This is a genomic window from Exiguobacterium sp. SH0S7, assembly GCF_004337195.1.
GTDB lineage: Bacteria > Bacillota > Bacilli > Exiguobacteriales > Exiguobacteriaceae > Exiguobacterium > Exiguobacterium aurantiacum_A.
Genome location: NZ_SJVA01000002.1, coordinates 61,584 through 87,153, shown reverse-complemented (window position 1 = coordinate 87,153; position 25,570 = coordinate 61,584). Strand labels below are relative to the sequence as shown.

At 52.0% G+C, this 25,570-nt stretch carries 19 protein-coding genes; all 19 read left to right on the top strand.

Annotated elements, in window-relative coordinates; genetic code table 11:
- The first annotated feature begins 16 nt into the window (after positions 1-16).
- The 19 genes from EVJ22_RS04125 (at position 17) to EVJ22_RS04035 (ending at position 25,529) form a co-directional block, all read left to right on the top strand.
- Positions 17-1,717: a proline--tRNA ligase gene (locus EVJ22_RS04125; RefSeq protein WP_131443343.1), complete on the top strand. Its 1,701-nt coding sequence runs from the start codon at positions 17-19 to the stop codon at positions 1,715-1,717.
- A gap of 75 nt (positions 1,718-1,792) precedes the next feature.
- Positions 1,793-6,085 carry a PolC-type DNA polymerase III gene (locus EVJ22_RS04120; RefSeq protein WP_071399624.1) on the top strand — a complete coding sequence of 1,431 codons (4,293 nt, stop codon included), beginning with the start codon at positions 1,793-1,795 and terminating at the stop codon, positions 6,083-6,085.
- 119 nt (positions 6,086-6,204) lie between these two features.
- The gene (gene rimP, locus EVJ22_RS04115) at positions 6,205-6,675 is read left to right on the top strand and encodes a ribosome maturation factor RimP (RefSeq protein WP_070327467.1); all 471 of its coding nucleotides are present in this window, start codon (positions 6,205-6,207) and stop codon (positions 6,673-6,675) included.
- A gap of 12 nt (positions 6,676-6,687) precedes the next feature.
- Complete coding sequence (nusA, locus tag EVJ22_RS04110; protein WP_070327466.1) at positions 6,688-7,854, top strand: transcription termination factor NusA; 1,167 nt, start codon at positions 6,688-6,690, stop codon at positions 7,852-7,854.
- The gene (gene rnpM / locus EVJ22_RS04105) at positions 7,851-8,129 is read left to right on the top strand and encodes an RNase P modulator RnpM (RefSeq protein ID WP_233589595.1); all 279 of its coding nucleotides are present in this window, start codon (positions 7,851-7,853) and stop codon (positions 8,127-8,129) included. The genes nusA and rnpM overlap by 4 nt, the downstream gene beginning before the upstream one ends.
- On the top strand, positions 8,126-8,422 hold the full coding sequence (locus EVJ22_RS04100; RefSeq protein WP_070327464.1) for a YlxQ family RNA-binding protein: 297 nt from the start codon (positions 8,126-8,128) through the stop codon (positions 8,420-8,422). The genes rnpM and EVJ22_RS04100 overlap by 4 nt, the downstream gene beginning before the upstream one ends.
- A gap of 21 nt (positions 8,423-8,443) precedes the next feature.
- Positions 8,444-10,663 (top strand): translation initiation factor IF-2, encoded by a 2,220-nt coding sequence (infB, locus tag EVJ22_RS04095; protein WP_071399625.1) that lies wholly within the window; start codon positions 8,444-8,446, stop codon positions 10,661-10,663.
- 18 nt (positions 10,664-10,681) lie between these two features.
- Positions 10,682-11,026, top strand: a complete 345-nt coding sequence (gene rbfA, locus EVJ22_RS04090) for a 30S ribosome-binding factor RbfA (RefSeq protein ID WP_071399626.1) — start codon at positions 10,682-10,684, stop codon at positions 11,024-11,026.
- Positions 11,027-11,072: 46 nt separating this feature from the next.
- Positions 11,073-11,987 carry a tRNA pseudouridine(55) synthase TruB gene (gene truB, locus EVJ22_RS04085; RefSeq protein WP_173647406.1) on the top strand — a complete coding sequence of 305 codons (915 nt, stop codon included), beginning with the start codon at positions 11,073-11,075 and terminating at the stop codon, positions 11,985-11,987.
- A 15-nt stretch (positions 11,988-12,002) separates the two neighbouring features.
- Complete coding sequence (locus EVJ22_RS04080) at positions 12,003-12,929, top strand: bifunctional riboflavin kinase/FAD synthetase (protein ID WP_131443340.1); 927 nt, start codon at positions 12,003-12,005, stop codon at positions 12,927-12,929.
- Between the two features lie 124 nt (positions 12,930-13,053).
- Positions 13,054-13,323 carry a 30S ribosomal protein S15 gene (gene rpsO, locus EVJ22_RS04075; protein WP_016508254.1) on the top strand — a complete coding sequence of 90 codons (270 nt, stop codon included), beginning with the start codon at positions 13,054-13,056 and terminating at the stop codon, positions 13,321-13,323.
- 132 nt (positions 13,324-13,455) lie between these two features.
- Positions 13,456-15,672, top strand: coding sequence for a polyribonucleotide nucleotidyltransferase (gene pnp / locus EVJ22_RS04070; RefSeq protein ID WP_071399628.1), 2,217 nt, complete (start codon positions 13,456-13,458; stop codon positions 15,670-15,672).
- 50 nt (positions 15,673-15,722) lie between these two features.
- On the top strand, positions 15,723-16,940 hold the full coding sequence (locus EVJ22_RS04065; protein WP_071399629.1) for a M16 family metallopeptidase: 1,218 nt from the start codon (positions 15,723-15,725) through the stop codon (positions 16,938-16,940).
- A 66-nt stretch (positions 16,941-17,006) separates the two neighbouring features.
- Positions 17,007-18,485 (top strand): UDP-N-acetylmuramoyl-L-alanyl-D-glutamate--2,6-diaminopimelate ligase, encoded by a 1,479-nt coding sequence (locus EVJ22_RS04060; protein WP_084813105.1) that lies wholly within the window; start codon positions 17,007-17,009, stop codon positions 18,483-18,485.
- A gap of 3 nt (positions 18,486-18,488) precedes the next feature.
- Positions 18,489-19,742, top strand: coding sequence for a lipid II:glycine glycyltransferase FemX (locus EVJ22_RS04055; RefSeq protein WP_070327458.1), 1,254 nt, complete (start codon positions 18,489-18,491; stop codon positions 19,740-19,742).
- Positions 19,739-20,392 carry a M15 family metallopeptidase gene (locus EVJ22_RS04050; protein ID WP_071399630.1) on the top strand — a complete coding sequence of 218 codons (654 nt, stop codon included), beginning with the start codon at positions 19,739-19,741 and terminating at the stop codon, positions 20,390-20,392. The genes EVJ22_RS04055 and EVJ22_RS04050 overlap by 4 nt, the downstream gene beginning before the upstream one ends.
- Before the next feature lie 96 nt (positions 20,393-20,488).
- On the top strand, positions 20,489-22,156 hold the full coding sequence (locus EVJ22_RS04045) for a ribonuclease J (RefSeq protein WP_070327456.1): 1,668 nt from the start codon (positions 20,489-20,491) through the stop codon (positions 22,154-22,156).
- A 61-nt stretch (positions 22,157-22,217) separates the two neighbouring features.
- Positions 22,218-24,407 (top strand): FtsK/SpoIIIE family DNA translocase, encoded by a 2,190-nt coding sequence (locus EVJ22_RS04040; protein ID WP_131443339.1) that lies wholly within the window; start codon positions 22,218-22,220, stop codon positions 24,405-24,407.
- A gap of 402 nt (positions 24,408-24,809) precedes the next feature.
- Positions 24,810-25,529, top strand: coding sequence for a GntR family transcriptional regulator (locus EVJ22_RS04035; RefSeq protein WP_016510124.1), 720 nt, complete (start codon positions 24,810-24,812; stop codon positions 25,527-25,529).
- Positions 25,530-25,570: the final 41 nt, after the last annotated feature.

Genomic DNA, 25,570 nt, shown 5'->3' with positions numbered 1-25,570 from the left:
GGAAACGTTGATATTTATGAAACAATCGAGATTGCTTATGCCTACTTTAAGAGAGGTTCCTGCCGACGCTGAAGCTGTCAGCCATCAACTTCTCGTGCGCGGTGGATTTATTCGACAAAATGCAGCGGGGATCTACTCTTACTTACCACTCGGTCATCGTGTGTTACAAAATATTCAAACGATCATTCGTGAAGAGATGAACCGGGCCGGGGCGCAAGAACTGCTCATGCCGGCGATCCAACCAGCAGAGCTATGGGAAGAGACGGGACGTTGGGACATCTACGGACCTGAACTGATGCGCTTGACGGACCGTCATGACCGCCGTTTCGCACTTGGAGCGACCCACGAAGAGTTGATCACGTCGATTGTCCGTGACGAGTTGAACTCGTATAAGAAGTTACCGGTCAACTTGTACCAGATTCAGACGAAGTATCGCGATGAGCGTCGCCCGCGGTTCGGATTATTACGCGGACGTGAGTTTTTGATGAAAGATGCCTACTCGTTCCACGCCACACAGGCTGATTTAGACGAAGAGTACGACAACATGTATAACGCATATTCGCGTATCTTTGACCGCGCCGGTTTGAAGTATCGTCCGGTCGTGGCTGATTCAGGTGCGATTGGTGGGAAAGACACGCACGAATTCCAGGCGCTCGCCGAAATCGGTGAGGATACGATCGTCTATACGGATTCGTCGTCATACGCGGCGAACATCGAGATGGCGGAAACGCTTGACCGTTACGACATGCAAGCTGGTGTTGCGCTCGAGCTCGAGCAAGTCGATACGAAAGATCATAAAACAATCGAAGACGTGGCGCGTTTCTTGGACGTGGAGACGAACACGACGATCAAGTCGGTGTTGTTCAACGTCGACGGCGAGACGGTCATGGCGATCGTTCGCGGCGATCACGAAGCGAACGATGTCAAAGTGAAGAACGCCCTTGGCGGACTCGATATCCAAATGGAAGACGAGTCGAAGATCATTGAATTGTTCGGCTGTGAACCAGGGACGCTCGGACCAATCAACTCGCCGGTCAAAGTCGTCGCGGATTACGCCGTTAAATATTTAGTCGATGCGGTATGTGGCGCCAACGTTGCGAACACGCACTTCATGCACGTCAATGCAGAACGCGACTTGTCGCACTTGACGTATCATGACCTCCGCTTCGTCGTCGAAGGCGACTTGGCACCAGACGAATCTGGTCCAGTCCGGTTCGCACGTGGGATCGAGGTCGGTCAAGTGTTCAAACTCGGCACGCGTTACTCAGAAGCGATGGGCGCGACGTTCTTGAACGAAGAAGGCCGGGCGGAACCACTCATCATGGGTTGTTACGGCATCGGTGTCTCGCGGACACTTTCGGCGATCGTCGAACAGCATCACGACGACCGCGGTATCGTTTGGCCGAAGAGTGTCGCACCGTTTGATCTGCACTTGATCGCGATCAACGCGAAAGACGAGACGCAACTCGAACTTTCGAACCGACTTTACGATGAACTGTCATCGAAGTATGATGTATTGTACGACGACCGCAAAGAACGGGCCGGCGTTAAATTTGCCGACGCTGACTTGATCGGCTTGCCGATTCGTATCAACGTCGGTAAGAAAGCCGGCGAAGGCATCGTCGAAGTGAAAGTCCGTGCTACGGGCGAAGTGATTGAAACGACGGTAGAAGAGTTGCCGCAAGTGATTGTCGCGCAGCTTAACGAGACGCATTGATCGATGAAGGTGACGGTTTCTTGCCGTCACCTTCATTTTTCGACATTGTCATATAAAAGGGGGGACGACTTACCCGTGGAAGCAAATCAAAAGATGCAATTACTGTTGACGGATCTCGGAATCACGACAGAGAGTGATCAGTTCGACGGAGCGGAACTATCGCGTCTTGTCGTCAATAAGCAACGACGGACGTGGACGTTTTATTTCAAGATCCGCCAAGTGTTACCATATGAGGTTTATCAATTGTTCATGAGTCGGGTCGAGAATCGGTATGCGACGTTTGCTGATGAAGTGTACGCTCGTTTTACGACAGAGACGGGTGGAAGCGAGCAGGATTATATCGACTACTGGCCGCGCATCGTTAGTGAGCTCAGTCAAGTGTCGGGAGCGATGCGAAGCTATTTCGCAACTGTCAAACCGCGCTTCGAGCAAAACAAGTTGCTCATTCCCGTCCGCTCCGCACCTGAGGCGAGCTACGTCGATAAAGAGCTGTGCCAAGAAGTTCAAGCGCTCTACAGTGCTTACGGCTTTACGAAAAAGCCGTGCCAAGCGAGTTTCTCAGAAGACGCGGAAGCGAATCAGGCGTTGCGTGAACAAGTCGTCCAAGAAGATATCGAACAGGCGAAACTCGCACTCGCGGCCCAGTTCGCCAAAGCGACCGAGACGAACGATGAGCCGATCACGGAAGTGCGGATGGGCGCCTTGATCAAAGACGAGATCGTCCCGATCAAGACGATCATCGAAGAAGAACGCCGTGTCGCCATCCGTGGACTCGTGTTTTCAGCCGAACGGAAAGAGTTGAAGAGCGGGAAGAAGCTATTCACGATCAAGATGACCGACTATACCGATTCTCTCATCGTCAAAGTGTTCGCACGTGACGATGATGACGACCGTATGCTCAGTGCCGTCAAAAAAGGCATGTGGATTCAAGCGGCGGGACGTGTCGAAGACGATAGCTTCATGCGCGAACTGTGCATGATGGCGTCGCAACTCCAAGAAGTGAAAGTCGAACCGACGCGTGACGAATGGGCCGGAGAAAAACGCGTCGAACTCCACGCCCATACGCAGATGAGCCAAATGGATGCGGTCACGAATGTGTCGGCGCTCGTCGCCCGGGCCGCCAAGTGGGGCCATCGCGCCATCGCCATCACCGATCATGCCGGTGTGCAGTCGTTCCCGGAAGCATATTATGCCGGGAAAAAGAATGACATTAAAATCTTGTACGGTGTCGAGGCGAACGTCGTCAATGACGGCGTGCCTGTCGCATATCATCCGACCGACGTCGCGCTCGACGAGGCGACGTACGTCGTGTTCGACGTCGAGACGACCGGTCTGTCGGCCGTCTACAACAAAATCATCGAACTCGCCGGCGTCAAGATTAAAGACGGTGAGATCATCGACCGGTTCGAAGCGTTCGCCGACCCGAAACATCAACTCTCGGCGACGACGATCGAACTGACTGGGATCACCGATGACATGGTCCACGGGCAGCCCGACCCGGAAGTGATCGCGAAACAGTTCGTCGACTGGTGCGGCGACGGGATTCTCGTCGCTCATAACGCCTCATTCGATATGGGCTTTCTCGAGGCGACGCTCCGAAGCGGAGGACATGAGCCGGACGATTATCCGGTCATCGATACGCTTGAACTGGCCCGGACGATTTTACCGACGCTCAAAAACCACCGTCTCAACACGCTCGCCAAGCGGTTTGATATCGAATTGACGCAGCATCACCGGGCCATCTATGACGCCGAGGCGACGGCGTACCTGCTCATGAAGTTGCTCGATTTGGCTAAACAGATGTTCGAGATGCAGACGCATCGGTCACTGAACGCGAAAGTCGGCAGTGACGTCTCGAAGATCCGTCCGTTTCATGCGACGGTTTACGCGAAGACGAAAAAACCAGGATTGCGTCACTTGTATGAGTTGATTTCGTTGTCGCACATCGACTACTTGTTCCGGATGGCTCGGATGCCGCGTTCTGAGATCGAGAAGCGCCGAGAAGGGCTGCTCATCGGCTCGGCGTGCGACAACGGCGAGATCTTTGACGCCGCCTTGAACAAGTCGGACGAAGAGCTCGAGAAGATGATGGCATTTTATGACTTCATCGAGATTCATCCGCCGGCACTTTACATGCATCTGATCGATAAAGAGATCGTCGCGAACGAGCTTGAACTTCGTGATATCATCAAACGGATCATTCGCGTGGCAGGTCAAGCCGGACTTCCGGTCTGTGCGACCGGGAACGTCCATTACTTGGACCGGACGGATCGGTCGTATCGCGAAATCCTGATCCGGACGCAAGGTGGGGCCAACTTCATTAACACGAGAAAAGAGTTGCCTCATGCCCATTTCCGGACGACGAAAGAAATGATGGAAGAGTTTAAATTTTTAGGTGACGAGCTCGCACGGGAGATCGTCATCACGAATCCGAACGCGATCGCCGATCAGATCGAAGCGATTCAAATTATCCCGGATGAACTGTATACGCCGAAAATCGAAGGGGCGGATGACGAGGTCCGCAATATGAGTTATGACATGGCCCGCTCGATTTACGGGGACGAGCTTCCGGAGATTGTCGAGGCCCGGCTCGAGAAGGAACTGAAATCAATCATCGGCCACGGTTTCGCCGTCATTTATTTGATCTCACATAAACTCGTCAAGAAGTCACTCGACGACGGTTACCTCGTCGGTTCACGGGGATCGGTCGGTTCGAGTCTCGTCGCGACGATGACCGAGATCACCGAGGTCAATCCACTACCACCGCATTATGTCTGTCCGAAGTGTCAACACTCTCACTTCTTTAATGACGGATCGGTTGGGTCCGGGTACGATCTTCCGGACAAGCAATGTCCGGAGTGTGGGACGTGGTATACGAAAGACGGACACGATATCCCGTTCGAGACGTTCCTTGGCTTTAAAGGGGACAAAGTACCAGATATCGATTTGAACTTCTCAGGTGAGTACCAGCCTCACGCTCACGCGTACACGAAAGTGTTGTTCGGAGAAGAGTACGTCTATCGTGCCGGGACGATCGGGACGATTGCCGACAAGACGGCGTACGGATATGTGAAAGGCTATGCGACCGAAAACGACAAGATTTACCGGAACGCCGAAGTCGATCGTCTCGTCTCGGGTGTCACCGGTGTCAAACGGACGACCGGGCAGCATCCAGGCGGGATTATCGTCGTCCCGGACTATATGGACATCGCCGAAATCTCGCCGATCCAGTATCCGGCCGACGACCGAACGTCTGAATGGAAGACGACACACTTCGACTTCCATTCGATTCACGACAACTTGCTCAAGCTCGACATTCTCGGACACGATGACCCGACCGTCATCCGGATGCTCCAAGACTTATCAGGCATCGACCCGTTGACAATCCCGACGGATGATCCGACCGTCATGAAAATCTTTTCGTCACCGGAAGTGCTCGGTGTCACACCGGAGCAAATCGAGTCAAAAACAGGGACGCTCGGTATTCCTGAGTTTGGGACAAAGTTCGTCCGCCAAATGCTTGAAGAGACGAAACCGTCCACGTTCTCAGAGCTCGTCCAAATTTCCGGTCTGTCTCACGGGACGGACGTTTGGATCGGGAATGCAAACGAGTTGATCTATAACGGGACGTGTGAACTGAAAGACGTCATCGGGTGTCGTGACGACATTATGGTCTACTTGATTTACGCCGGACTTGAGCCATCGTTCGCCTTTAAAATCATGGAGTCGGTCCGTAAAGGGAAAGGTTTGTCTGACGATATGGAGTCTGAGATGCGGGAGAACAGCGTCCCGGAATGGTACATCTCTTCTTGTAAGAAGATCAAATACATGTTCCCGAAAGCACACGCGACCGCGTACGTGCTCATGGCCGTCCGGATCGCTTACTTCAAAGTGCACCATCCGATTCTGTATTACGCGACATACTTTACGGTCCGCGCCGGTGATTTTGATTTGTCGGCGATGATCAAAGGGTCTCAGGCCGTCCGCAAGGCGATGTCTGATATCCGGGAGAAAGGCTTCGACGCCACGGCGAAAGATAAAGGGCTTCACACCGTGCTCGAACTCGCACTTGAGATGCTCGAACGCGGCATGAAATTCCAAAACATCGATCTTTACCGTTCGAATGCGACCGAGTTCTTGATTGAAGGCAACACGCTCATTCCACCGTTCAACGCTGTTGATGGACTCGGGACGAACGCGGCGAAAGCGATTGTTGAGGCGCGTGCCGAAGGTCAGTTCTTGTCAAAAGAGGATCTCCGGAAACGGGCGAAATTGTCGAAGACGATTATCGAGACGCTCGATACGATGAAATGTCTCGAAGGCCTGCCTGACGAGAACCAACTTTCGTTCTTTGATTTTGGGGTGTAAGTTGCGAAAAAGCGGGAAAATATGATATATTGGTATCGAACAATGTTGGATACTACGACGGAAAGGAGTAGGGAACCCTACTCCTTTCTTGTATGTAAAAGCCAGAAGGAGGGATGAGAGTGTCCAAAATAACAGAAGTCGTCGAAACAATCGCGTTGCCGATTGTCGAGCAAGCGAACATGGAATTGGTCGATGTTGAATTCGTAAAAGAAGGGCCAGACTGGTTCTTGCGCGTCTATATCGATAAACCGGGGGGCGTCGATTTAGATGATTGCGTCAACATCAACGAGCAACTCTCGGAGAAATTAAACGCTACCGATCCAATCGAACAAGCCTATTATCTTGACGTCTCGAGTCCCGGTGCCGAACGACCACTTAAAAAGCCGACTGACTTTGAGCGGGCGATCGGGAAAAACGTCTACATTAAAACGTTTGCCCCGATTGAAGGTGCCAAAGAGTTCGAGGGCATTTTGACGGAGTACGACGGCGAGACCGCAGTTGTCGAAACGCGCATCAAGACTAGAAAAAAAGCGATATCGCTACCGGTTGATAAAATTGCACAAGCCCGCCTAGCGGTCACGTTTAGTTAAGGAGAGGTAAAGATGGGGCCACAATTACTCACAACAATCGAACAGATTGCACAAGAAAAAGGAATCGAGAAAGAAATCATCATCGATGCGCTTGAACAGGCGCTCATTTCGGCATATCGCCGAAACGTCGCCAACCCGAACGAGCACGTCAAAGTTGAGTTTGACCAAGTGACAGGTGATATTCGCGTGTTCGCGCTTCTCGAAGTCGTTGAACGCCTGACGCATCCGGACCAACAGCTTTCGCTTGAAGAAGCGCACGAGATCGACCCGAACTTTGAGTTAGGGGACTTCCATAAAGAAGAAGTGACACCGAGCGACTTCGGTCGTGTCGCAGCGATGACGGCCAAACAAGTCGTCACGCAAAAGATGCGTGAAGCCGAGCGCGAACGCATCTACAACCACTTCGTCGATAAAGAAGACGAGATCATGACAGGGATCGTCGAGCGGTTTGACCCGCGCAACTTGTACATCGGTTTAGAGAACAACATCGAGGCGGTGTTGACGCCGAACGAACAGATGCCGAACGAGTCGTATAAGATCCATGAACGCATCAAAGTATACGTGACGAAAGTTGACTCGACGACGAAAGGTTCTGGCGCGGCGATTCAAGTGTCGCGGACACATCCTGGCCTACTTCGTCGTTTGTTCGAACTCGAAGTTCCAGAAATCGCGAGCGGGACGGTCGACGTCATGTCGGTGTCGCGTGAAGCGGGAGACCGTTCGAAAATCGCGGTCCACTCAGATATCGTCGATCCGGTCGGTGCATGTGTCGGTCCAAAAGGGCAACGTGTTCAGACGATCGTCGATGAATTGAACGGTGAGAAGATCGACATCGTCCGTTGGTCGAACGATCCAAAAGAGTTCGTTAAAAACGCACTCAGCCCGGCTCAAGTCGTTGACGTATATGTCAATGAACCGAACAAGTCGACGACAGTCGTCGTGCCGGACTATCAATTGTCGCTCGCGATCGGGAAGCGCGGTCAAAACGCGCGCCTCGCCGCCAAGTTGACAGGTTGGAAAATTGATATTAAGAGTGAGACGGATGCAGAGAGCATGAACTTGTTCGATACGTATGCCGAAAAAGTTGAATCAACGCCAGAAATTGTTCACAATGAAGTTGAACAGACTGACTCGGTTGATGTGACGCTCGAACCAACCGCGGTAAAAGAAGAGGAATGACCATGAAGCAAAAGAAACTTCCTTTGCGTAAATGTGTGATCACTCAAGAGATGTTACCAAAGAACGATTTGATTCGTGTCGTACGGACGCCAGAAGGCGACGTCGTCATTGACACGACCGGCAAACTGAACGGTCGTGGCGCGTATTTGTCAAGAGATGTCGATGTGATTCGTTTAGCAGAGAAAAAACGAACGCTTGATCATCATCTGAAAGTAAAAACGAGCGAGACACTTTATGAACAGCTAGAACAAGCTGTCACAGGTGCCGAATCATGAGTCAGTGGGAATCATTGTTAGGCCTCGCCTCACGTGCGAGGAAGGTAACGATGGGAGAAGAGTTTGTCTTGAAGGATGTACGGGCTGGCCGAGCCAAGCTCGTCATTCTTGCCGGAGACGCGGGAGCGTCGACGAGAAAACGGATTACCGACAAATGTACATCGTATGGTGTTCCATTAATTGAAGTGAGCGACCGACATACAATCGGAGCCGCTTTAGGTAAAGACATGCGAGTCGTCGTGTCTGTGACAGAATCCGGATTTGCGAACAAGCTTAAGCAACTTCTCTCTTAACTATTAACGGAGGTGGATGCTTTGGGAAAACGCGTCTATGAATTTGCAAAAGAACAGAATGTAACAAGTAAACAAGTCATTACTCAGCTCGAGAAGATGAACAAGTCAGTGAAAAATCACATGGCTGTATTGGATGATGAGTCGGTCAAGCAACTCGACCGTGTCTTCAACCCTGAGAAATATCGTTCGGCTGAGAAGCAAGAAAAACCTGCTGAGTCGAAGCCGGCTGAAGCGAAGCCTGCTGCGAAACAAGAAGCTGAGAAAAAAGAAGCACCGAAAGCCCGTCCACAAACTTCTAGCGCCCCGAGCAATCAAGCGGGCAACCGTGGTGGCAACCGTTTCGGCAACAACCGTAACGATAACCGCAACAAAAAGCGCGGCGGTAAATTTAAAGGGAAGCCTGCAAAAGCGGCAATTCCGTTAGAAGCAGATCCAAATTCAAAAACGAGCCAGCGTAAAGCATCTCGTTTAGCGCAAGAGTCTGAAATGGGCAACGTCATCAAGTACGAGGATGTCCTCAGCGTATCGGATCTCGCGGCGAAGATGGATAAAAAGCCAAACGAAATCATCATGAAATTGATGGGTCTTGGCGTCATGGCGACGATCAACCAAACACTCGATGACGAGACGATCGAATTGCTCGCAACTGAATTCGGTTTCGAAGTCGAAAAAGAAGTCATCATCGATGAGACGGACTTCGAAGAAGTAGAAATCGACTTCTCTGAGTACGACCTCATTGAGCGTCCTGCCGTCGTCACAATCATGGGTCACGTCGACCACGGTAAAACGACGTTGCTCGACTCGATTCGGAACACGAAAGTCGTCGCTGGCGAAGCGGGTGGGATCACGCAGCATATCGGTGCGTACCAAGTTGATATCAACGGTAAAAAGATCACATTCCTCGACACACCAGGTCACGCCGCCTTTACGACGATGCGTGCCCGTGGAGCTGAAGTGACGGATATCGCGATTATCGTTGTCGCAGCAGATGATGGTGTCATGCCACAGACAGAAGAAGCGATTTCTCACGCGAAGGCGGCAAACGTCCCAATCATCGTTGCCGTCAACAAAATGGACAAAGAAGGGGCTAACCCTGACCGCGTCAAACAAGAGTTGACTGAATTCGGACTCGTACCGGAAGAGTGGGGCGGCGAAACAATTTTCGTGCCGATCTCTGCTTTGAAAGATGAGGGAATCGATGAGTTGCTCGAGATGATCTTGCTCGTTTCAGAAGTCGAAGAGTACAAGTCGACGCCTGAAATGCCAGCTCGCGGTTCGGTCATCGAAGCGAAGCTCGATAAAGGTCGCGGTCCGGTCGCCACGCTTCTCGTTCAACACGGGACACTTCGTATCGGTGACTCGATCGTCGTCGGCAGCACGTTCGGACGTGTCCGGGCCATGGTCAACGATATCGGTCGTCGTGTGAAAGAAGTTGGCCCATCGACGCCAATCGAAATTACAGGATTGAACGATGTCCCACAAGCTGGTGACCAGTTCATCGTCTTCGAAGACGAGAAAAAAGCACGTGCAATCGGAGAGAAACGTTACCAACGTTACCTCGAGTCGCAGCGCCGTGAATCGGCTAAAGTCAGTCTTGAAGACTTGTTCAGCCGGATTCAAGAAGGCGAAGTCAAAGACTTGAACGTCATCATCAAAGCAGACGTTCAAGGATCGGCTGAAGCGCTCGCCGGATCACTCCGCAAAATCGACGTCGCAGGCGTCAAGATCAACATCGTGCACCAAGGTGTCGGTGCGATCACAGAAGGTGACGTCATCCTCGCTTCAGCAGCGAACGCGATCATCATCGGATTCAACGTCCGTCCAGACGGTAACGCCCGATCAATGGCCGAACAAGAACATGTTGAAATGCGTTTGCACCGGATCATCTATAACGCAATCGATGAAATCGAAAGCGCGATGAAAGGGATGCTTGACCCTGAGTTCGTTGAAGAAGTGATCGGACAAGTCGAAGTCCGTGACGTCTTCAAAGTTTCAAAAGTCGGTGCGATTGCCGGCTGTTACGTCACTGAAGGTAAAATCTCACGTGATGCCGGCGTACGCGTCATCCGTAACGGGATCGTCGTGTACGAAGGTAAACTCGATACGCTCCGCCGCTTCAAAGACGATGTCAAAGAAGTTGCGACAGGCTACGAGTGTGGGATCAAAGTAGAGAAGTTCGACGACATCAAAGTGGAGGACGTCATCGAAGCGTTCGTCATGAAAGAAGTCGAACGTAAATAAAGTGAGGAGGGAACACGTATGAACATTCGTGCCCAACGTGTTGCTGAACAGATGCGTAAAGAGATCACAGATATCCTTTTACGCGAAGTCAACGACCCACGTACAAAGAACGCGACCATCACGAGCGTAGACGTGACGGGAGATTTGCAACAAGCGACGGCCTATTACACGGTGCTCGGAGACGTCGCCGAGGTGAAGGCTGAGACGCAGGCAGGTCTTGATAAGGCGAGCGCCTTCATTCGCCGTGAAATCGGTAGCCGGATCCGTCTCCGTAAGACGCCGGAATTGTCGTTCGAATACGATTCTTCGGTCGCATATGGTAGCCATATCGATTCGTTGATCCGTGATTTGAATAAAGACTAATAAATTGAAGGGGGGACTTGTGTCTCCCCTTTTTTGATATGGAGGAATGAACGTGGAACCGACAGGGATTTTAATACTAGACAAAGACAGCGGGATGACGAGCCACGATTGCGTCTTCAAGCTGCGTAAACTGTTTCAAACGAAAAAAGTTGGCCATACCGGCACGCTCGACCCGGAAGTGACCGGCGTGTTGCCGATCTGTTTCGGCCGTGCGACGAAACTGTCCCGTTTTTTGACCGATGAGGGCAAGCGCTACGTCGCCGAAGTCACGATCGGGACGGCGACGATGACGGAAGACGCACACGGCGAAGTCGTCGCGCAAACAGATGTCGCGCCGGATGCGTTCACGGGTGAAGACGTCGACCGCGTTCTCGGCACGTTGATCGGAAGCATCGAGCAGGTGCCTCCTTATTTTTCGGCCGTCAAAGTGAACGGGAAGAAGCTATACGAATACGCCCGCAAAGGACAGACGGTCGAGCGGCCGCGCCGCATCGTCAAGATTCATCGGTTAGAACGGACGAACGAACCTGTCTTCGAGGACGGCGTCTGTCGGTTTCGCATCGATGTCGAGTGTGGAAAAGGCACGTTTATTCGGACACTTGCCGTCCAAATCGGAGAAGGTCTCGGTTACCCGGCCCATATGAGCGACCTACGTCGCACACGGTCAGGCACGTTCGATGAAAGGGACGCCGTGACGCTCGCGGAGCTCGCGACGTTAGAGACGGTCGAGGCACGCGCTGAACGCCTCATCCCGCTCGAGGACGTGATCAAACGTTGGCCTTCCATCAACATTCCGGCCAACCGGGAACGGTATATTCGCAACGGTGGGCGCTTAAACGACGTCTCGCTCGAATTTGAACTGTTTACTGTCTATAATGAAGAAGGAATTCCGCTCGCCCTCTATAGACGGCTTGACGGAACGACAGACGCAACAGTCGAGGTCATGTTGACAATCGACTAAGGGGGAATTTGAAGTATGGAAACGATACATCTCACACATCCCGAGACGCCAGAGTTTGTCCCTTCGGTCATGGTACTCGGATTCTTCGACGGCGTTCACATCGGCCATCAAGCCGTGATCGAGCACGCCAAACAGCGCGCGGAGCAGCTTGACGTGCCCGTGACCGTCGTCACGTTCGATCCGCACCCGAAACAAGTGCTGTCGAACAATGCGGATGCTGTCCGTTATATCACGCCGCTCAAACGAAAATTACAGCGGATCGCCGCGCTCGGTGTCGAACGTTGTCTCGTCTTGACGTTCACAAAGCAATTGGCATCACTGTCACCGCAACAGTTCGTCGACGATTATTTGATCGGCGCGGGCGCCGTGCACGTGACGGCCGGATTTGACTATTCGTACGGGAAATTCGGGGAAGGGACGATGGAGACGATGCCCTACCACGCCCGAGGACGCTTCACGACGTCCGTCGTCGCCGAACAGACGAGTGACGGCGACAAAGTCTCTTCGACCCGGATCCGCAAACTTCTTGGCGCAGGCAGTGTCGACCTGGCGAGTGAGCTGTTAGGGGCGCCTTACGTCATCTGTGGCGAAGTCATCCATGGTGACGCCAGAGGGCGGACGATCGGCTATCCGACCGCGAACATGGTGATGGATGCGTCTTATGTCATGCCACGGCTCGGCGTTTATGCGACCCGCGTCCGCCTAGAAGACGGCCGGACGTTTGATGCGATGACGAATGTCGGTCGTCGGCCGACGTTTTATGACACCGGAGACGTCTCGATTGAAAGTCATTTATTTGATTTTTCGGAGGACTTGTACGGACAATTGCTCGAAATCGAATGGGTTCACTATTTGCGCGATGAACGGGCGTTCGATGGACTCGATTCGCTGATCGCGCAGTTGAAACAAGATGAGACGGCGGCTCGGGCAATCCTATCTTGACTTTGGGGTAGGGGTCATGTATTCTAGTTTGGTACGCAAAGTACACCGCTTCGCTTGGCTGGACGATTCACCAACGACGGCTCGGCAACGCGGCAATTTTCTATTAAATGGAGGTGGAGAGGCAATGGCACTCTCAAAAGAACGTAAAAACGAAATCATCGCGGAATACGCGACAAAACAAGGTGACACTGGTTCACCGGAAGTTCAAGTTGCTGTTTTGACTGAACAAATCAACACTTTGAACGAACATCTTCGCACACATAAGAAAGACCACCACTCACGTCGCGGTCTTTTGAAAATGGTTGGACGTCGCCGTAACTTGCTCACGTACCTTCGTAACAAGGACGTAACACGTTACCGTGAATTGATTCAACGCCTTGGTCTCCGTCGTTAATCCGAACGGGCCAAATGACGGACTGGGACATTCGTTCCTAGTCCGTTTCTTCTTTTTTTGGAGGAAAATCATTAGACAAACATATGAATGAGTTACATAATAAACTAGATAAGGTTTGAGAGGAGAATGTACATGTTAGGTACGAAACAAGTTTTTTCTACAGAATGGGGCGGTCGTCCGCTGTCTGTAGAAGTAGGTCAACTCGCGAAGCAGGCGAACGGTTCTGCACTCGTCCGGTACGGGGACACGGTCGTGCTCGCCGCGGTCACAGCTTCAAAAGGACCAAAGGATTTAGATTTCTTCCCGCTTACGGTCAACTATGAAGAAAAATTATACTCGGTCGGTAAAATCCCAGGAGGTTTCCTTCGTCGGGAAGGTCGTCCTGGTGAGAATGCGATTTTAACGTCACGTCTCATCGACCGTCCAATCCGTCCATTATTCCCAGACGGATTCCGTCACGACATCCAAGTCATGATTTACGTCATGTCGAATGATCCGGACTGCTCGGCTGAGATGGCTGGTATGCTCGGAACGTCGATCGCCTTGTCGATCTCGGACATCCCGTTTGACGGACCGATCGCTGGAGCGACGGTCGGACGTGTGGACGGACAGTTCGTCGTCAACCCGACGGTCGCACAACTCGAGAAGACAGATCTTGAACTTCAAGTCGCCGGAACGGCAACTGCGATCAACATGGTCGAAGCAGGCGCGAACGAAGTACCGGAAGACGTCATGCTCGAGTCGATTTTGTTCGGTCACGAAGAGATCAAAAAGCTCGTCGCGTTCCAAACGGAAATCGTCGAAGCGGTCGGGAAACCGAAGTTTGAATACACGGTCTCTAAATTTGACGACGTATTGTCACAAGAACTTGAAGCGGCTCGCCCAGAAATTAACGCTGCCGTTCAAGTTGAAGAGAAACACGCGCGTGACGAAGCGATCAACGAAGTCATCGCGAAGTATGTCACGTTGTATGAAGCGCGTCTCGCTGACGAGCCGGCCAAGTTGAAAGAAGTATCTGGTATTTTGAACAAGTTCGTCAAAGACGAGGTCCGCCGCTTGATCACGGTCGATAAAGTTCGTCCAGACGGCCGTCGTCCGGAAGTCATCCGTCCACTCGCTTCAGAAGTCGGCGTGTTGCCGCGTGCGCACGGTGTCGGTTTGTTCACACGAGGGCAGACGCAAGTCATGTCGGTTGCGACACTCGGCGTCATCGGTGACGCTCAAATCATCGACGGCATCGGCTTAGAAGAGAATAAACGTTTCATGCACCATTACAATTTCCCGCCGTTCTCGGTCGGTGAAGCTCGTCCGGTTCGCGCGCCGGGCCGCCGCGAAATCGGCCACGGTGCGCTCGGTGAACGTGCGCTTCTCCCGGTCATCCCGAAAGAAGCAGACTTCCCGTATACGATCCGTCTCGTCTCAGAAGTGCTCGAGTCGAACGGTTCGAGTTCACAGGCTTCAATCTGTGGCTCGACACTCGCCCTCATGGACGCCGGAGTTCCGATCAAGGCACCGGTCGCGGGAATCGCGATGGGTCTCATCATGGAAGGCGAACACTATACAGTACTCACTGACATCCAAGGTCTCGAAGATCATCTCGGCGACATGGACTTCAAAGTCGCTGGAACGAAAGACGGGATCACAGCGTTGCAGATGGACATTAAAATCGCCGGCATCACGCGTGAGATTTTGGAAGAAGCGCTCGAACAAGCTCGTTCAGGCCGCCTCCACATTCTCAACCACATGCTCGAAACGCTTGACTCATCGCGTCCACAGTTGTCGAAGTATGCTCCGAAGATTGTCACGATGAAAATCAATCCAGACAAGATTCGCGACGTCATCGGACCTGGTGGTAAGATGATCAACAGCATCATCGATCAAACTGGTGTCAAAATCGATATCGAACAGGATGGTACGGTGTTCATCGCCTCGACCGATCAAGAAGGTATCGACATGGCGATGACACTCATCGGTGATATCATCCGTGAAGTCGAAGTCGGCGAAGTGTTCGACGCGACAGTCCGTCGGATCGAGAAGTTCGGCGCATTCGTCGAGTTGTTCAAAGGCAAAGACGCGCTCGTCCACGTCTCTGAGTTCAGCCTCGACCGCGTCGCCAACGTGGAAGACGTCGTCAAGCTCGGTGACACGATCAAAGTCAAAGTCACAGAAATTGACGATAAAGGCCGCGTCAACGCCTCGCATAAAACGTTGATTGTCGAAGGGCTTTCTCCGGAAGAGCGAGAAGCGTATGAAGCGAAACGTAAAGCACAACGCGAGAGCCGTCCGCCACGTGACAGTCGTCCTCCGCGTCGTGACGGAGACCGCCGTCCGTCAAGACCAACAAACTAATTATTTTGGCCATCGTCTGGTGCGATGGCCTTTTTCATAGGAGTGATAAAATGGAATGGATTACCTTAAAGAATGGCGTCCGCATCGTGATCGAACCGATGGCAGACGTCCGCAGTACATCGACCGGTGTATTCATCAAAGCCGGGACACGGACCGAGGAAGACAATGAGATCGGGATCAGCCACTTGATCGAACATATGTTGTTCAAAGGAACAACAACAAAAACGGCGAAAGAAATCGCTTCATTTTTTGATGAGCTTGGCGGCAGTGTGAACGCCTTCACTTCAAAAGACCATACATGCTACTACGTCAAGACGCTCGATGAACATGCTGTCATCGCCTTCGACGCACTGGCCGATATGTTGTTCCATTCAGTCTTTGATGAGACTGAGCTTGAAAAAGAGAAACGGGTCGTGTTAGAAGAGATTAAAATGTACGAAGATACGCCGGAAGACCTCGTGCATGAGTTGCTCGCCTATGCCGTCTACCGTGACGATATATTAGCGAAGCCGATTCTCGGGACGGAAGCGAGCGTGCTCAGTTTCTCTCGCGATCAATTGCTGCGTTATGTCGAATCAATGTATACAGGCAACCGTGTCGTCGTCTCGATCGCCGGTCATGTGACCGACGAGCTGGTCGAAGCGGTCACGTCGAGGTTTGCGGAACTCCCATCAGGGGAATCACCGAAAGAATCGACGATTCCGGTTCTATACAGTGATGTGTTGAAAAAGCATAAAGAGACGGAGCAGGCGCACCTTTGTTGGAATTTCGAGGCGATTTCGGCAACGAACGACCGGCTCCCGCACCTGGCGCTGGCAAACAACGCGATCGGTGCGACGATGTCGTCGCGGCTGTTTCAATCGATTCGTGAAGAGCAAGGGTTAGCTTACTCGATCTATTCGTACTATACGACGTTCGTTGACCATGGCACGTTCACGATTTATATCGGGACGTCACCGGAAACACTCACTCAAGTCGAGACGATCATGGAGCGTGAACTTGAAGCGCTCAAGGCGCAGGGGTTAACCGAAGAAGAAGTCGCTAAAGGCAAACGCCAGTTGAAAGGTTCACTCGTCCTCGGCAACGAAAGCACGAGCGCCCGAATGAACCGGAACGGGCGTAACCTCGTCTTACTCGACGAAGTCGAGGATTTGGACGAAGTGCTCAATAAAATCGACCGCATCGAAACCGATGAAGTCAACGCCTTGATTCGGGAACTGCTCGGGCACGTCCCGGCAAAATCATATGTTCTTCCGTCCGAAGACTGACTTGAAACCAGATTGTAAGTTCTCTACACTGATTAAGAGGTATTCTTTACATTGGACAGGATACAGGTGAAAGAAGGGAAAGACTTGAACTTAACGGATTTAGCAACCAATATACAATTGATTAATCAACCAACTATAGAGGGCATCAACGTGACCCATGTCACGACCGATTCACGGGAAGTCGTACCAGGAACGCTGTTTGTCGCGATTAAAGGCTACACCGTCGACGGTCACGACTATGCGGACTTAGCGGTGAGTAAAGGGGCGGTCGCGGTCGTCAGTGAGCGCCCGCTCGACATCAGCGTCCCAAACCTGCTCGTGCGCGATAGTTCGCGTACGGTCGGCTTATTAGCGTCGGCATTTTATAACTATCCGTCTGAACAGATGCGTCTGTTCGGTATCACGGGGACGAACGGAAAAACGACGACGACGACGATTTTACGTGACGTTTTATCAAAGCTTGGACATAGCACCGGATTGATCGGTACGGTCGAGGTCCGGATTAACGATACGGTCGTCCCGAGCAAGAACACGACGCCGCAAAGTTCTGAGCTTCAGCAGCTGCTGGCTCGCATGCGCGGTGAAGGGGTGACCGATGTGATGATGGAAGTGTCATCACACGGACTTGAACTAGGTCGTGTCATCGGAACGGACTTCGACATCGTCGGTTTCACGAACTTGACACACGACCATCTCGATTTTCACGGGACGTTTGAAAACTATGCGCGGGCCAAAGGTTTGCTGTTCGCCCAACTCGGACAGATGGCGTCGCGCGACAAAGTTGCCGTCTTGAATGCGGACGATCCGTACAGCAAGCTTTACGAGACGATGACGGGTGCTCGTGTCATCACATACGCCATCGACGAAATGGCGGATGTGACAGCGTCAGACATCGTTCAGACACTGTCAGACACGAGTTTCCGTCTCAACTATCAAGGAGTCAGTCTGCCGGTGACGGTCCAGTTCATCGGACGTTTCAACGTATACAACCTGTTGCTTGCGACGGGTTGCCTGCTCGCGGCTGGGTACAGTTTACCTGAGATCATCCAAGCGCTCGAATCGATTCATCCGGCCAAGGGACGGATGCAACGACTCGACGTGCCTGGGTATAACGTCTATGCGGACTATGCCCATACACCGGACGGGATTGAGCAATGTTTGAAGTCGCTTGTCGGTGTCCCTAAAGAGAACATCGTCTTCTTGATTGGAACAGGCGGAAATCGCGATGTGACGAAACGCCCGACAATGGGCGAGATGGCCTCAAAATATGCCGGTACCGTCATCATCACGACGGATGATCCACGTTTTGAGGCGTATGATTCGATCACGAGCGGCATTGCCGCCGGGATGACCCATGACAACTTTGTTGAAATCGGCGACCGTGAAGAAGCGGTGTCTTACGCCGCACGTCTAGCCAAAGCGGATAATATCGTCGTGTTGGCCGGTAAAGGACATGAGAAGTACCAAATCATCGGTAACGAGAAAATCCCGCTCGATGAGGAAGCGATCGTCCGGGCGACAATTTTAAATACGGAGGAATCTTGATTTATGGCAGTACAACCGATTACCTTGACAGAGACAGAGCATGACGATTTCGTCAAAGCACACGACCGCGGCGACTTGCTCCAACTTTCGAGTTGGGCAGACGTCAAAAAACAAAATGGTTGGTCCGCTGAGCGGATTGCCGTCGCTACAAATAGTGAGACGACAGGAGTGGCGCTTCTTTTATTCAAACAAGTGCCAAAGCTACCGTTCACGCTTTGTTACGCACCGCGCGGTTTCGTCGTCGATTACGATGACGTGGCATCATTGCGTGCCTTGACCGAGGAAGCGAAACGCGTCGCCAAACTGAAAAAGGCGATCGTCATCAAAATCGATCCGAACATCGACCGGGACGAAGTACCGGGCTTACTTACGGAAATGTCTAGCCTCGGTTTTACACATAAAGGGTACGGCGGCGGCTTTGACTATGCCCAACCCCGTTTCACGATGGAGACGGACCTCCGTCCGAGCGAGAAAGATATTTTCGCCAAGTTCCATCATAAGTTTCGCTATAACGTCCGTCTTGCCGAGCGTAAAGGGATTGTCTGTACTGAAGTCGGTCGGGACGGCTTGAAAACGTTCGCCGAACTGATGAAAGTCACAGGTGAGCGTGACGGCTTCGCCATTCGCGGGCTCGATTACTTCGAGAACTTATACGATTGCCTGCAGCCGAATGACGCTCGTTTATTTTTGACGAAACTTGAACCGAAACTCGCGCTCGATCAACAAATGGCGACGCTCGACAAAGCAAAACGGGATCTTGACAAGATCGAACGGTCTTTGGAAAAAGAAACAGTCGAGAAAAAACGGATCAGTTTGTCGAATCGTCAGAAACAGACGCGCGATCAACTCGTGAAAGCTGAAGCGGCCTTGCCGGAACTCGAACAGCTTCATGCCAGCTATCCGGATGGTCTCGTGTTATCGGGCGGCTTGTTGACGCTCGCCGGCCGCCGTTCGTATTACTTATACGGTGCTTCCTCGAACGAGTTTCGGGAGTTCATGCCGAACCACCTGATGCAATGGACGATGATGCAATCTGCCAAGGCAAGTGGTGCCGAGCGCTATGATTTCGGTGGTGTATCGGGCAGTACGGAGCCGGACGATGAATATGCGGGCCTGTATGCGTTTAAATCGGGCTGGGGCAGCGATCAAATCGAGAAAGTCGGCGAGTTCGACCTCGTCTTGAACCGCCCGCTCTACTTTGCCCTCGAGACAGGATTACCGCTCGTCAAAGGACTCCGTAAACGGTTAAGAAGATGAAATGGTCAGGCGTTTTGACGTTTGCGATGACGGCGTTTTTGATTGGGATCTTCTTGGCGTATACGTTCTCGCGGCCCGGGCCGATGCCTTGGGTCGATGAACCGACGTTCGAAGCCGGGATGTGCGAACGGAGCCCGCGCTCGGAACAGACGATTGTCGACCGTAGTGACAAGGCGTTTGCCAACTTGCATCCTCATGTGCGTGATCGTGGCGAATCGTTCGTAAGACTGGCGTATTCATGTCTCGGGCTTGAAGTCCGCTTGACGTCAGGCTATCGTTCGGCCGATGAACAGAATGCGCTCTACGCGCAAGGACGCTCAAAACCAGGGCAAGTCGTGACGAACGCCAAGGCGGGACAAAGTTATCATAACTATGGACTCGCGGTCGATTTTGTCATCATCCACGATAACCGGGCCGACTACGATTTGAACGCGGATCACAATAAATCGGGGGAACCCGACTGGCAAGAACTCGGTGAACTCGGAAAAGCGCTCGGCTTCGAATGGGGTGGGGACTGGAGAAGTTTTCCGGACTATCCTCACTTGCAGATGGACTTCGGCTTATCGGTTCGACAGCTCGCAGCTGGCAAGCGGCCGGACACTAAAGCGACGATGCCGCTCGCGGATGTGATGAAACCTCTAGTCGATTGAACGGAAATGGTGGCATATAAGCGTTTTTTCCGATACAATATTCAGTAGCGATAAGTGGACGAAACAGAATATGAATCATCTAGGAGGTTTTTGTTAGTGTCAAAGAAGAAGACAGAGAACGTTAGCGTCTTTGCGCTTGGTGGCGTAGGCGAAATCGGGAAGAACATGTACGTCGTGGAACTAGACGACGACATCTTCGTCATCGATGCCGGCCTTATGTTTCCAGGCGATGAGATGCTCGGGATTGATATCGTCATCCCGGACATTACGTATTTAAAAGAAAACAAAGATCGGGTACGCGCTATTTTCATCACCCATGGTCACGAAGACCATATCGGCGGACTCAGCTACGTACTCCGTGACTTGAAGCATGTCCCGGTCTACGGGACGAAATTGACGCTCGGTTTAATCGAGCTCAAGTTAAAAGAGGCGGGCTTACTGAAAGAAGTCGACCTTAGATTGATTGACGCTAAAACGAAATTGACTATCGCTGATCATTTCATCACTTTCTTCCGCGTCAACCATTCAATCCCTGACTGTGTCGGTGTCTGCATTCAAACGTCACAAGGCGCGATCGTTCATACCGGCGACTTTAAATTCGACTACACGCCGGTCGATGGGAAGCAGTCTGACTTTAACAAGTTAGCAGCCATCGGTCAGCGCGGTGTGCTCTGTTTATTGTCAGATTCAACAAACGCAGAACGACCAGGCCAAACAGGGTCTGAATCTTTAGTCGGTGCTGAATTAAACGATGTGATCTATCAAGCCGAGGGTCGTGTGATCGTCGCGTCGTTCGCTTCGAACGTCCATCGTTTGCAACAAGTATTTGCTGCAGCCGAGGCGAACGACCGTAAAGTCGCAGTCGTCGGACGCAGCATGGTCAACATCGTCGAAGTCGCACAACGTCTGAACTACCTTCGTTTCAAGCCGAAGACGCTCGTCGAGCTCTCGCAAGTGAACCGTTTGCCGGACGATAAAGTCGTCATCTTGACGACCGGTTCACAAGGTGAGCCGATGGCGGCTTTGACGCGCATGGCGCGTAACGCCCACAAACAAGTGAATATTCGCTTGAATGATACCGTGGTGATCGCGGCGACGCCAATTCCGGGTAACGAAAAATCGGTCTCGAAAACGATCGATCTCTTATTCCGTTCTGGTGCGAACGTCATCTATAACCAGCGTAAAGTGCACGTATCCGGTCACGGTTCGGCTGAAGAGCTCAAGCTCATGCTCAACCTCGTCAAGCCGAAATACTTCCTCCCGATTCACGGGGAGTACCGGATGCAGATGGCCCACTCGAAACTCGCCCAACAGGTCGGGATCAATTCGAGCAACATCTTTATCGTCGAGAAAGGTGACGTCGTCGAGTTCACGGGCCGTAAAGCCCGGATGAGCCGTAAAGTTCCTGCCGGCAACGTCTTGATCGATGGAATCGGTGTCGGGGACGTCGGGAATATCGTTCTCCGCGACCGTCGCCTCTTGTCGCAAGATGGTGTCGTCCTCTGTGTCGTCACGTTGAACCGTAAACAGAAGAAGTTGATTTCAGGCCCTGAACTCATCTCGCGTGGATTTGTCTATATGCGCGAATCAGAAGTGATGATCTCAGAAGCGAACCGGATTGTCACGAAACAGATTGAGAAGAGTCTCGAAGCTGGAAGTGATTGGACCGAATTGAAATCAAATATCCGCGAGCGGCTCAGCGTCTTCTTGTTTGAACAGACGAAACGTCGTCCGATGATCTTGCCGATCATCATGGAAATTTAAAGAATTGAGATCGAGGCAAAAGTCATCTGACTTTTGCCTCTTTTTTTAGGAGGAGTAGAAGTTGGCACAAAAAACGAGAAAGACCCCGGTGAAGCGTAAGCCGCGACCGACGACGAGGAATCGTAAGCGGAAACAGCCAATCCCACTCCGTACATATGGTTGGGCCGGCTTTATCTTGTCGATGATCGCGTTCATCTTTTCGCTGTTCGAGTTCGGCTGGGTCGGGACTCAGACAGCGACGTTTGCGACGACGCTGTTTGGGGGCTGGGGTGCACTCACATATTTGATCGTCGCATTCATCTTGCTTGTATTCTTGAACGATTTCCGTCCGATCCAACGAGCCGGCATCTTCCTGCTGTTCGTGTCCTTCCTATTGTTCGGGGACATGGTGTGGGGAGCGGAACGGGGAGTGGTCAACGGGGCGCTCTACGGATTGAACCAATACTTGCTATCGGACTTCGGGATTATCTTCCTTGGCATCATCAGCCTCGTCGTCGGTGTCTCGCTTCTGTCTCCGGCGATTTGGCGGACAATCGGGAACCGGTTGCTCGAAAGTTTCGTTGCGATTAAACAAGAATGGCGTGACCGAGAACGTACACCCGCCAAACCGAAACCGACTGAGAAGAAGCGGGTCGACGCACGCGCGTCCGAATCAACACCCAAGCCTCAAGAAGTGGAGGCCGAGGCGGACGCCGTCGTCATGCATGATATTCCGATTGTCGGGTTTAGTGAGACCATCGACGCCGAGAAGCGTCAGAAAGTGTCTGACGAGACAGTGAAGAGCGAGGTTGTATCAGATATCCCGACCGAGGACATGATGATGACAGCGGCTCAGGACGTGTCTGCGACATACGAATTGCCGAAGTTCACGATTTTAAGTGAACCGGTCGTGACCGACTTGTCAGGAGAGAACGCACGATTGAAGGCGAACGCAACGAAACTCGTCCAAACGCTCAAGTCGTTCGGCGTCGGGGTGAAAGTGCTCAAAATCCATCTCGGTCCGACTGTCACGAAGTACGAGCTGCAACCGGACATCGGCGTCAAAGTGAGCCGGATCACCTCATTGAGTGATGATCTCGCACTCGCGCTTGCCGCCAAAGACATTCGCATCGAAGCACCGATCCCAGGGAAGGCGGCCATCGGCATCGAAGTCCCGAACCAAGAAGTCGCGCCGGTCTGTCTGCGTGAGGTGTTAGAAGCGGAGCCTGTCAAACGCGATGAGGCACCGCTCCTCGTCGCGCTCGGTCGCAGTATTAGCGGTGAGACGGTCACGATCGCGTTGAACAAGATGCCTCATCTACTCGTCGCAGGGTCGACCGGCTCCGGGAAGTCGGTCTGTATCAATGGGATGATCGTGTCTATTTTGATGCGGACGCGGCCAGATCAAGTCCGCCTCATGATGATCGACCCGAAGATGGTCGAGTTGAACGTCTACAACGGCGTCCCGCATTTATTGACGCCGGTCGTGACGGATCCGAAAAAAGCGGCTCAAGCGCTCAAGCAAGTCGTTGCCGAGATGGAGCGCCGCTACGAGCTGTTTAGCCGCTACGGTGTCCGTAACATCGAGGGCTACAACGACCTCGTCGACAAGTCAGAGGACGAAGACGCTAAACGGCTCCCGTTCATCGTCGTCATCGTGGATGAGTTGGCCGACTTGATGATGGTCGCCTCAAACGACGTCGAGGACGCGATTATGCGGCTCGCCCAGATGGCACGAGCGGCCGGTATCCATATGGTGCTCGCCACGCAACGTCCATCCGTCGACGTCATCACGGGTGTCATTAAAGCGAACATCCCATCACGGATCGCGTTCGCGGTCTCGTCAGCGACCGATTCAAGAACGATCCTCGACGGCGGGGGGGCTGAGAAGCTGCTCGGTCGAGGTGATATGCTCATGCTTGCGAACGGAATGAACAAGCCGGTACGCGTCCAAGGGGCGTTCGTATCCGATCAGGAAGTCGAGACGGTCGTCAACCATGTCATCGCCCAGCAGCGGGCCCAGTACGTCGAGGCGATGATGCCAAAAGAAGAAGAAGTGACGACGATCGACTCGGACGACTCGTTATTCGAAGAAGTCGTCCAATTCATCTTGACGCAAGAAACGGCGTCGACTTCGATGATTCAACGAAGATTCCGCATCGGTTATAACCGGGCGGCCCGCTTGATTGATTCGCTCGAACAAGCAGGATACGTCGGTCCTTCGGAAGGATCGAAGCCACGGAAAGTACTCGTTAACCAACAAGATGCATAATATAAAAAACGAACTATAAGAACAAACGCGTTCGGAATAGTTCGTTTTTTGTTTATTTTTAAAAGTATCGTCAATTCAGTTACCTCGCGTCGGATAAACATGTACAGTATAAGTTATATAGCACATCTGGGATATATGACCTATTAAGACATACTACTGAAAACGTTGAAACGCTTTCATTTTTTAATACCGTTTTCATTTTACGATTTCTTTTCAAACACTCGTAGAACAGGTAATATAGACTAAGTGGTGTACATAATCCCTTAGCTTTAAAATATTTCCTTGATTCCGAACAAAAAGTATTGCGTTCTTTTTATGGAATCCCTATACTTAATATTGGCAAGGACATTCATACGTCAGATGTCTGAGCACTGGTAAGAATAGGTAAAGGTGGTGAGGCCCATGTCGATCAAGCTCGATCATCGCTTGCTCTATCTTCGCGTGATTGAGAAAATCAAGCAGGATATCGACGATGGTGTCTATCGTGAAGGAGAGAAACTTCCTTCAGAATTCGAGTTGTCGAAGCAACTAGGAGTCAGTCGAGCGACGCTCCGAGAAGCGCTTCGTATTCTCGAAGACGAGAAATTTGTCGTGCGGAAACATGGTGTCGGGACATTCATCAGTTCGAAACCCCCATTCACTTCGGGGATCGAGGAACTGTTCAGTGTCACGGACATGATCATGCGCGCCAAGATGACACCAGGAACAAAAGTATTGGTGGCCGAAAAAGTGTTAGCGACAGAGAGAGAAGCCGAGCGTCTGAAAATTGAACCGAACTCACCGATTTATCGGATTGTCCGGATTCGTTACGCAGATGAAACACCGGTCGTTTACTGTGTGGATAAAATTCCAGCCCATCTCGTCTCTAATCCTGAAGCGTTGACAGAAGGAAAGTCGTTATTCGATGCGCTTGAAAAAGAGGTAGGACGTCGGGTCGCATATGCGATCACGCACATCGAGCCGAGCGTGAGTTCAGAGATCTCGACCCAACTTCAAACGGACCAACCGTTACTAGCTTTAAAACAACTGCATTACGATGAGAGCGATTTACCGTTGCTCGATTCGGCAAACTTTTTCCGAGCGGACCGCTTCGACTTCCATGTCGTTCGCAAACGCGTCTAAGCAAGTTCTTGTAAGGCGGAAACGGTTATTTTTGGGTAATT

Excerpts from the sequence above, each read along its gene's own strand:
- truB (WP_173647406.1), top strand. The coding sequence starts at position 11,073 with ATGAACGTGGAACCGACAGGGATTTTAATACTAGACAAAGACAGCGGG.
- rnpM (WP_233589595.1), top strand. The coding sequence starts at position 7,851 with ATGACCATGAAGCAAAAGAAACTTCCTTTGCGTAAATGTGTGATCACT.
- pnp (WP_071399628.1), top strand. The coding sequence starts at position 13,456 with ATGTTAGGTACGAAACAAGTTTTTTCTACAGAATGGGGCGGTCGTCCG.
- EVJ22_RS04125 (WP_131443343.1), top strand. The coding sequence starts at position 17 with ATGAAACAATCGAGATTGCTTATGCCTACTTTAAGAGAGGTTCCTGCC.
- nusA (WP_070327466.1), top strand. The coding sequence starts at position 6,688 with ATGGGGCCACAATTACTCACAACAATCGAACAGATTGCACAAGAAAAA.
- EVJ22_RS04065 (WP_071399629.1), top strand. The coding sequence starts at position 15,723 with ATGGAATGGATTACCTTAAAGAATGGCGTCCGCATCGTGATCGAACCG.
- rbfA (WP_071399626.1), top strand. The coding sequence starts at position 10,682 with ATGAACATTCGTGCCCAACGTGTTGCTGAACAGATGCGTAAAGAGATC.
- EVJ22_RS04035 (WP_016510124.1), top strand. The coding sequence starts at position 24,810 with ATGTCGATCAAGCTCGATCATCGCTTGCTCTATCTTCGCGTGATTGAG.
- EVJ22_RS04055 (WP_070327458.1), top strand. The coding sequence starts at position 18,489 with ATGGCAGTACAACCGATTACCTTGACAGAGACAGAGCATGACGATTTC.
- EVJ22_RS04050 (WP_071399630.1), top strand. The coding sequence starts at position 19,739 with ATGAAATGGTCAGGCGTTTTGACGTTTGCGATGACGGCGTTTTTGATT.
- EVJ22_RS04080 (WP_131443340.1), top strand. The coding sequence starts at position 12,003 with ATGGAAACGATACATCTCACACATCCCGAGACGCCAGAGTTTGTCCCT.
- EVJ22_RS04100 (WP_070327464.1), top strand. The coding sequence starts at position 8,126 with ATGAGTCAGTGGGAATCATTGTTAGGCCTCGCCTCACGTGCGAGGAAG.
- rpsO (WP_016508254.1), top strand. The coding sequence starts at position 13,054 with ATGGCACTCTCAAAAGAACGTAAAAACGAAATCATCGCGGAATACGCG.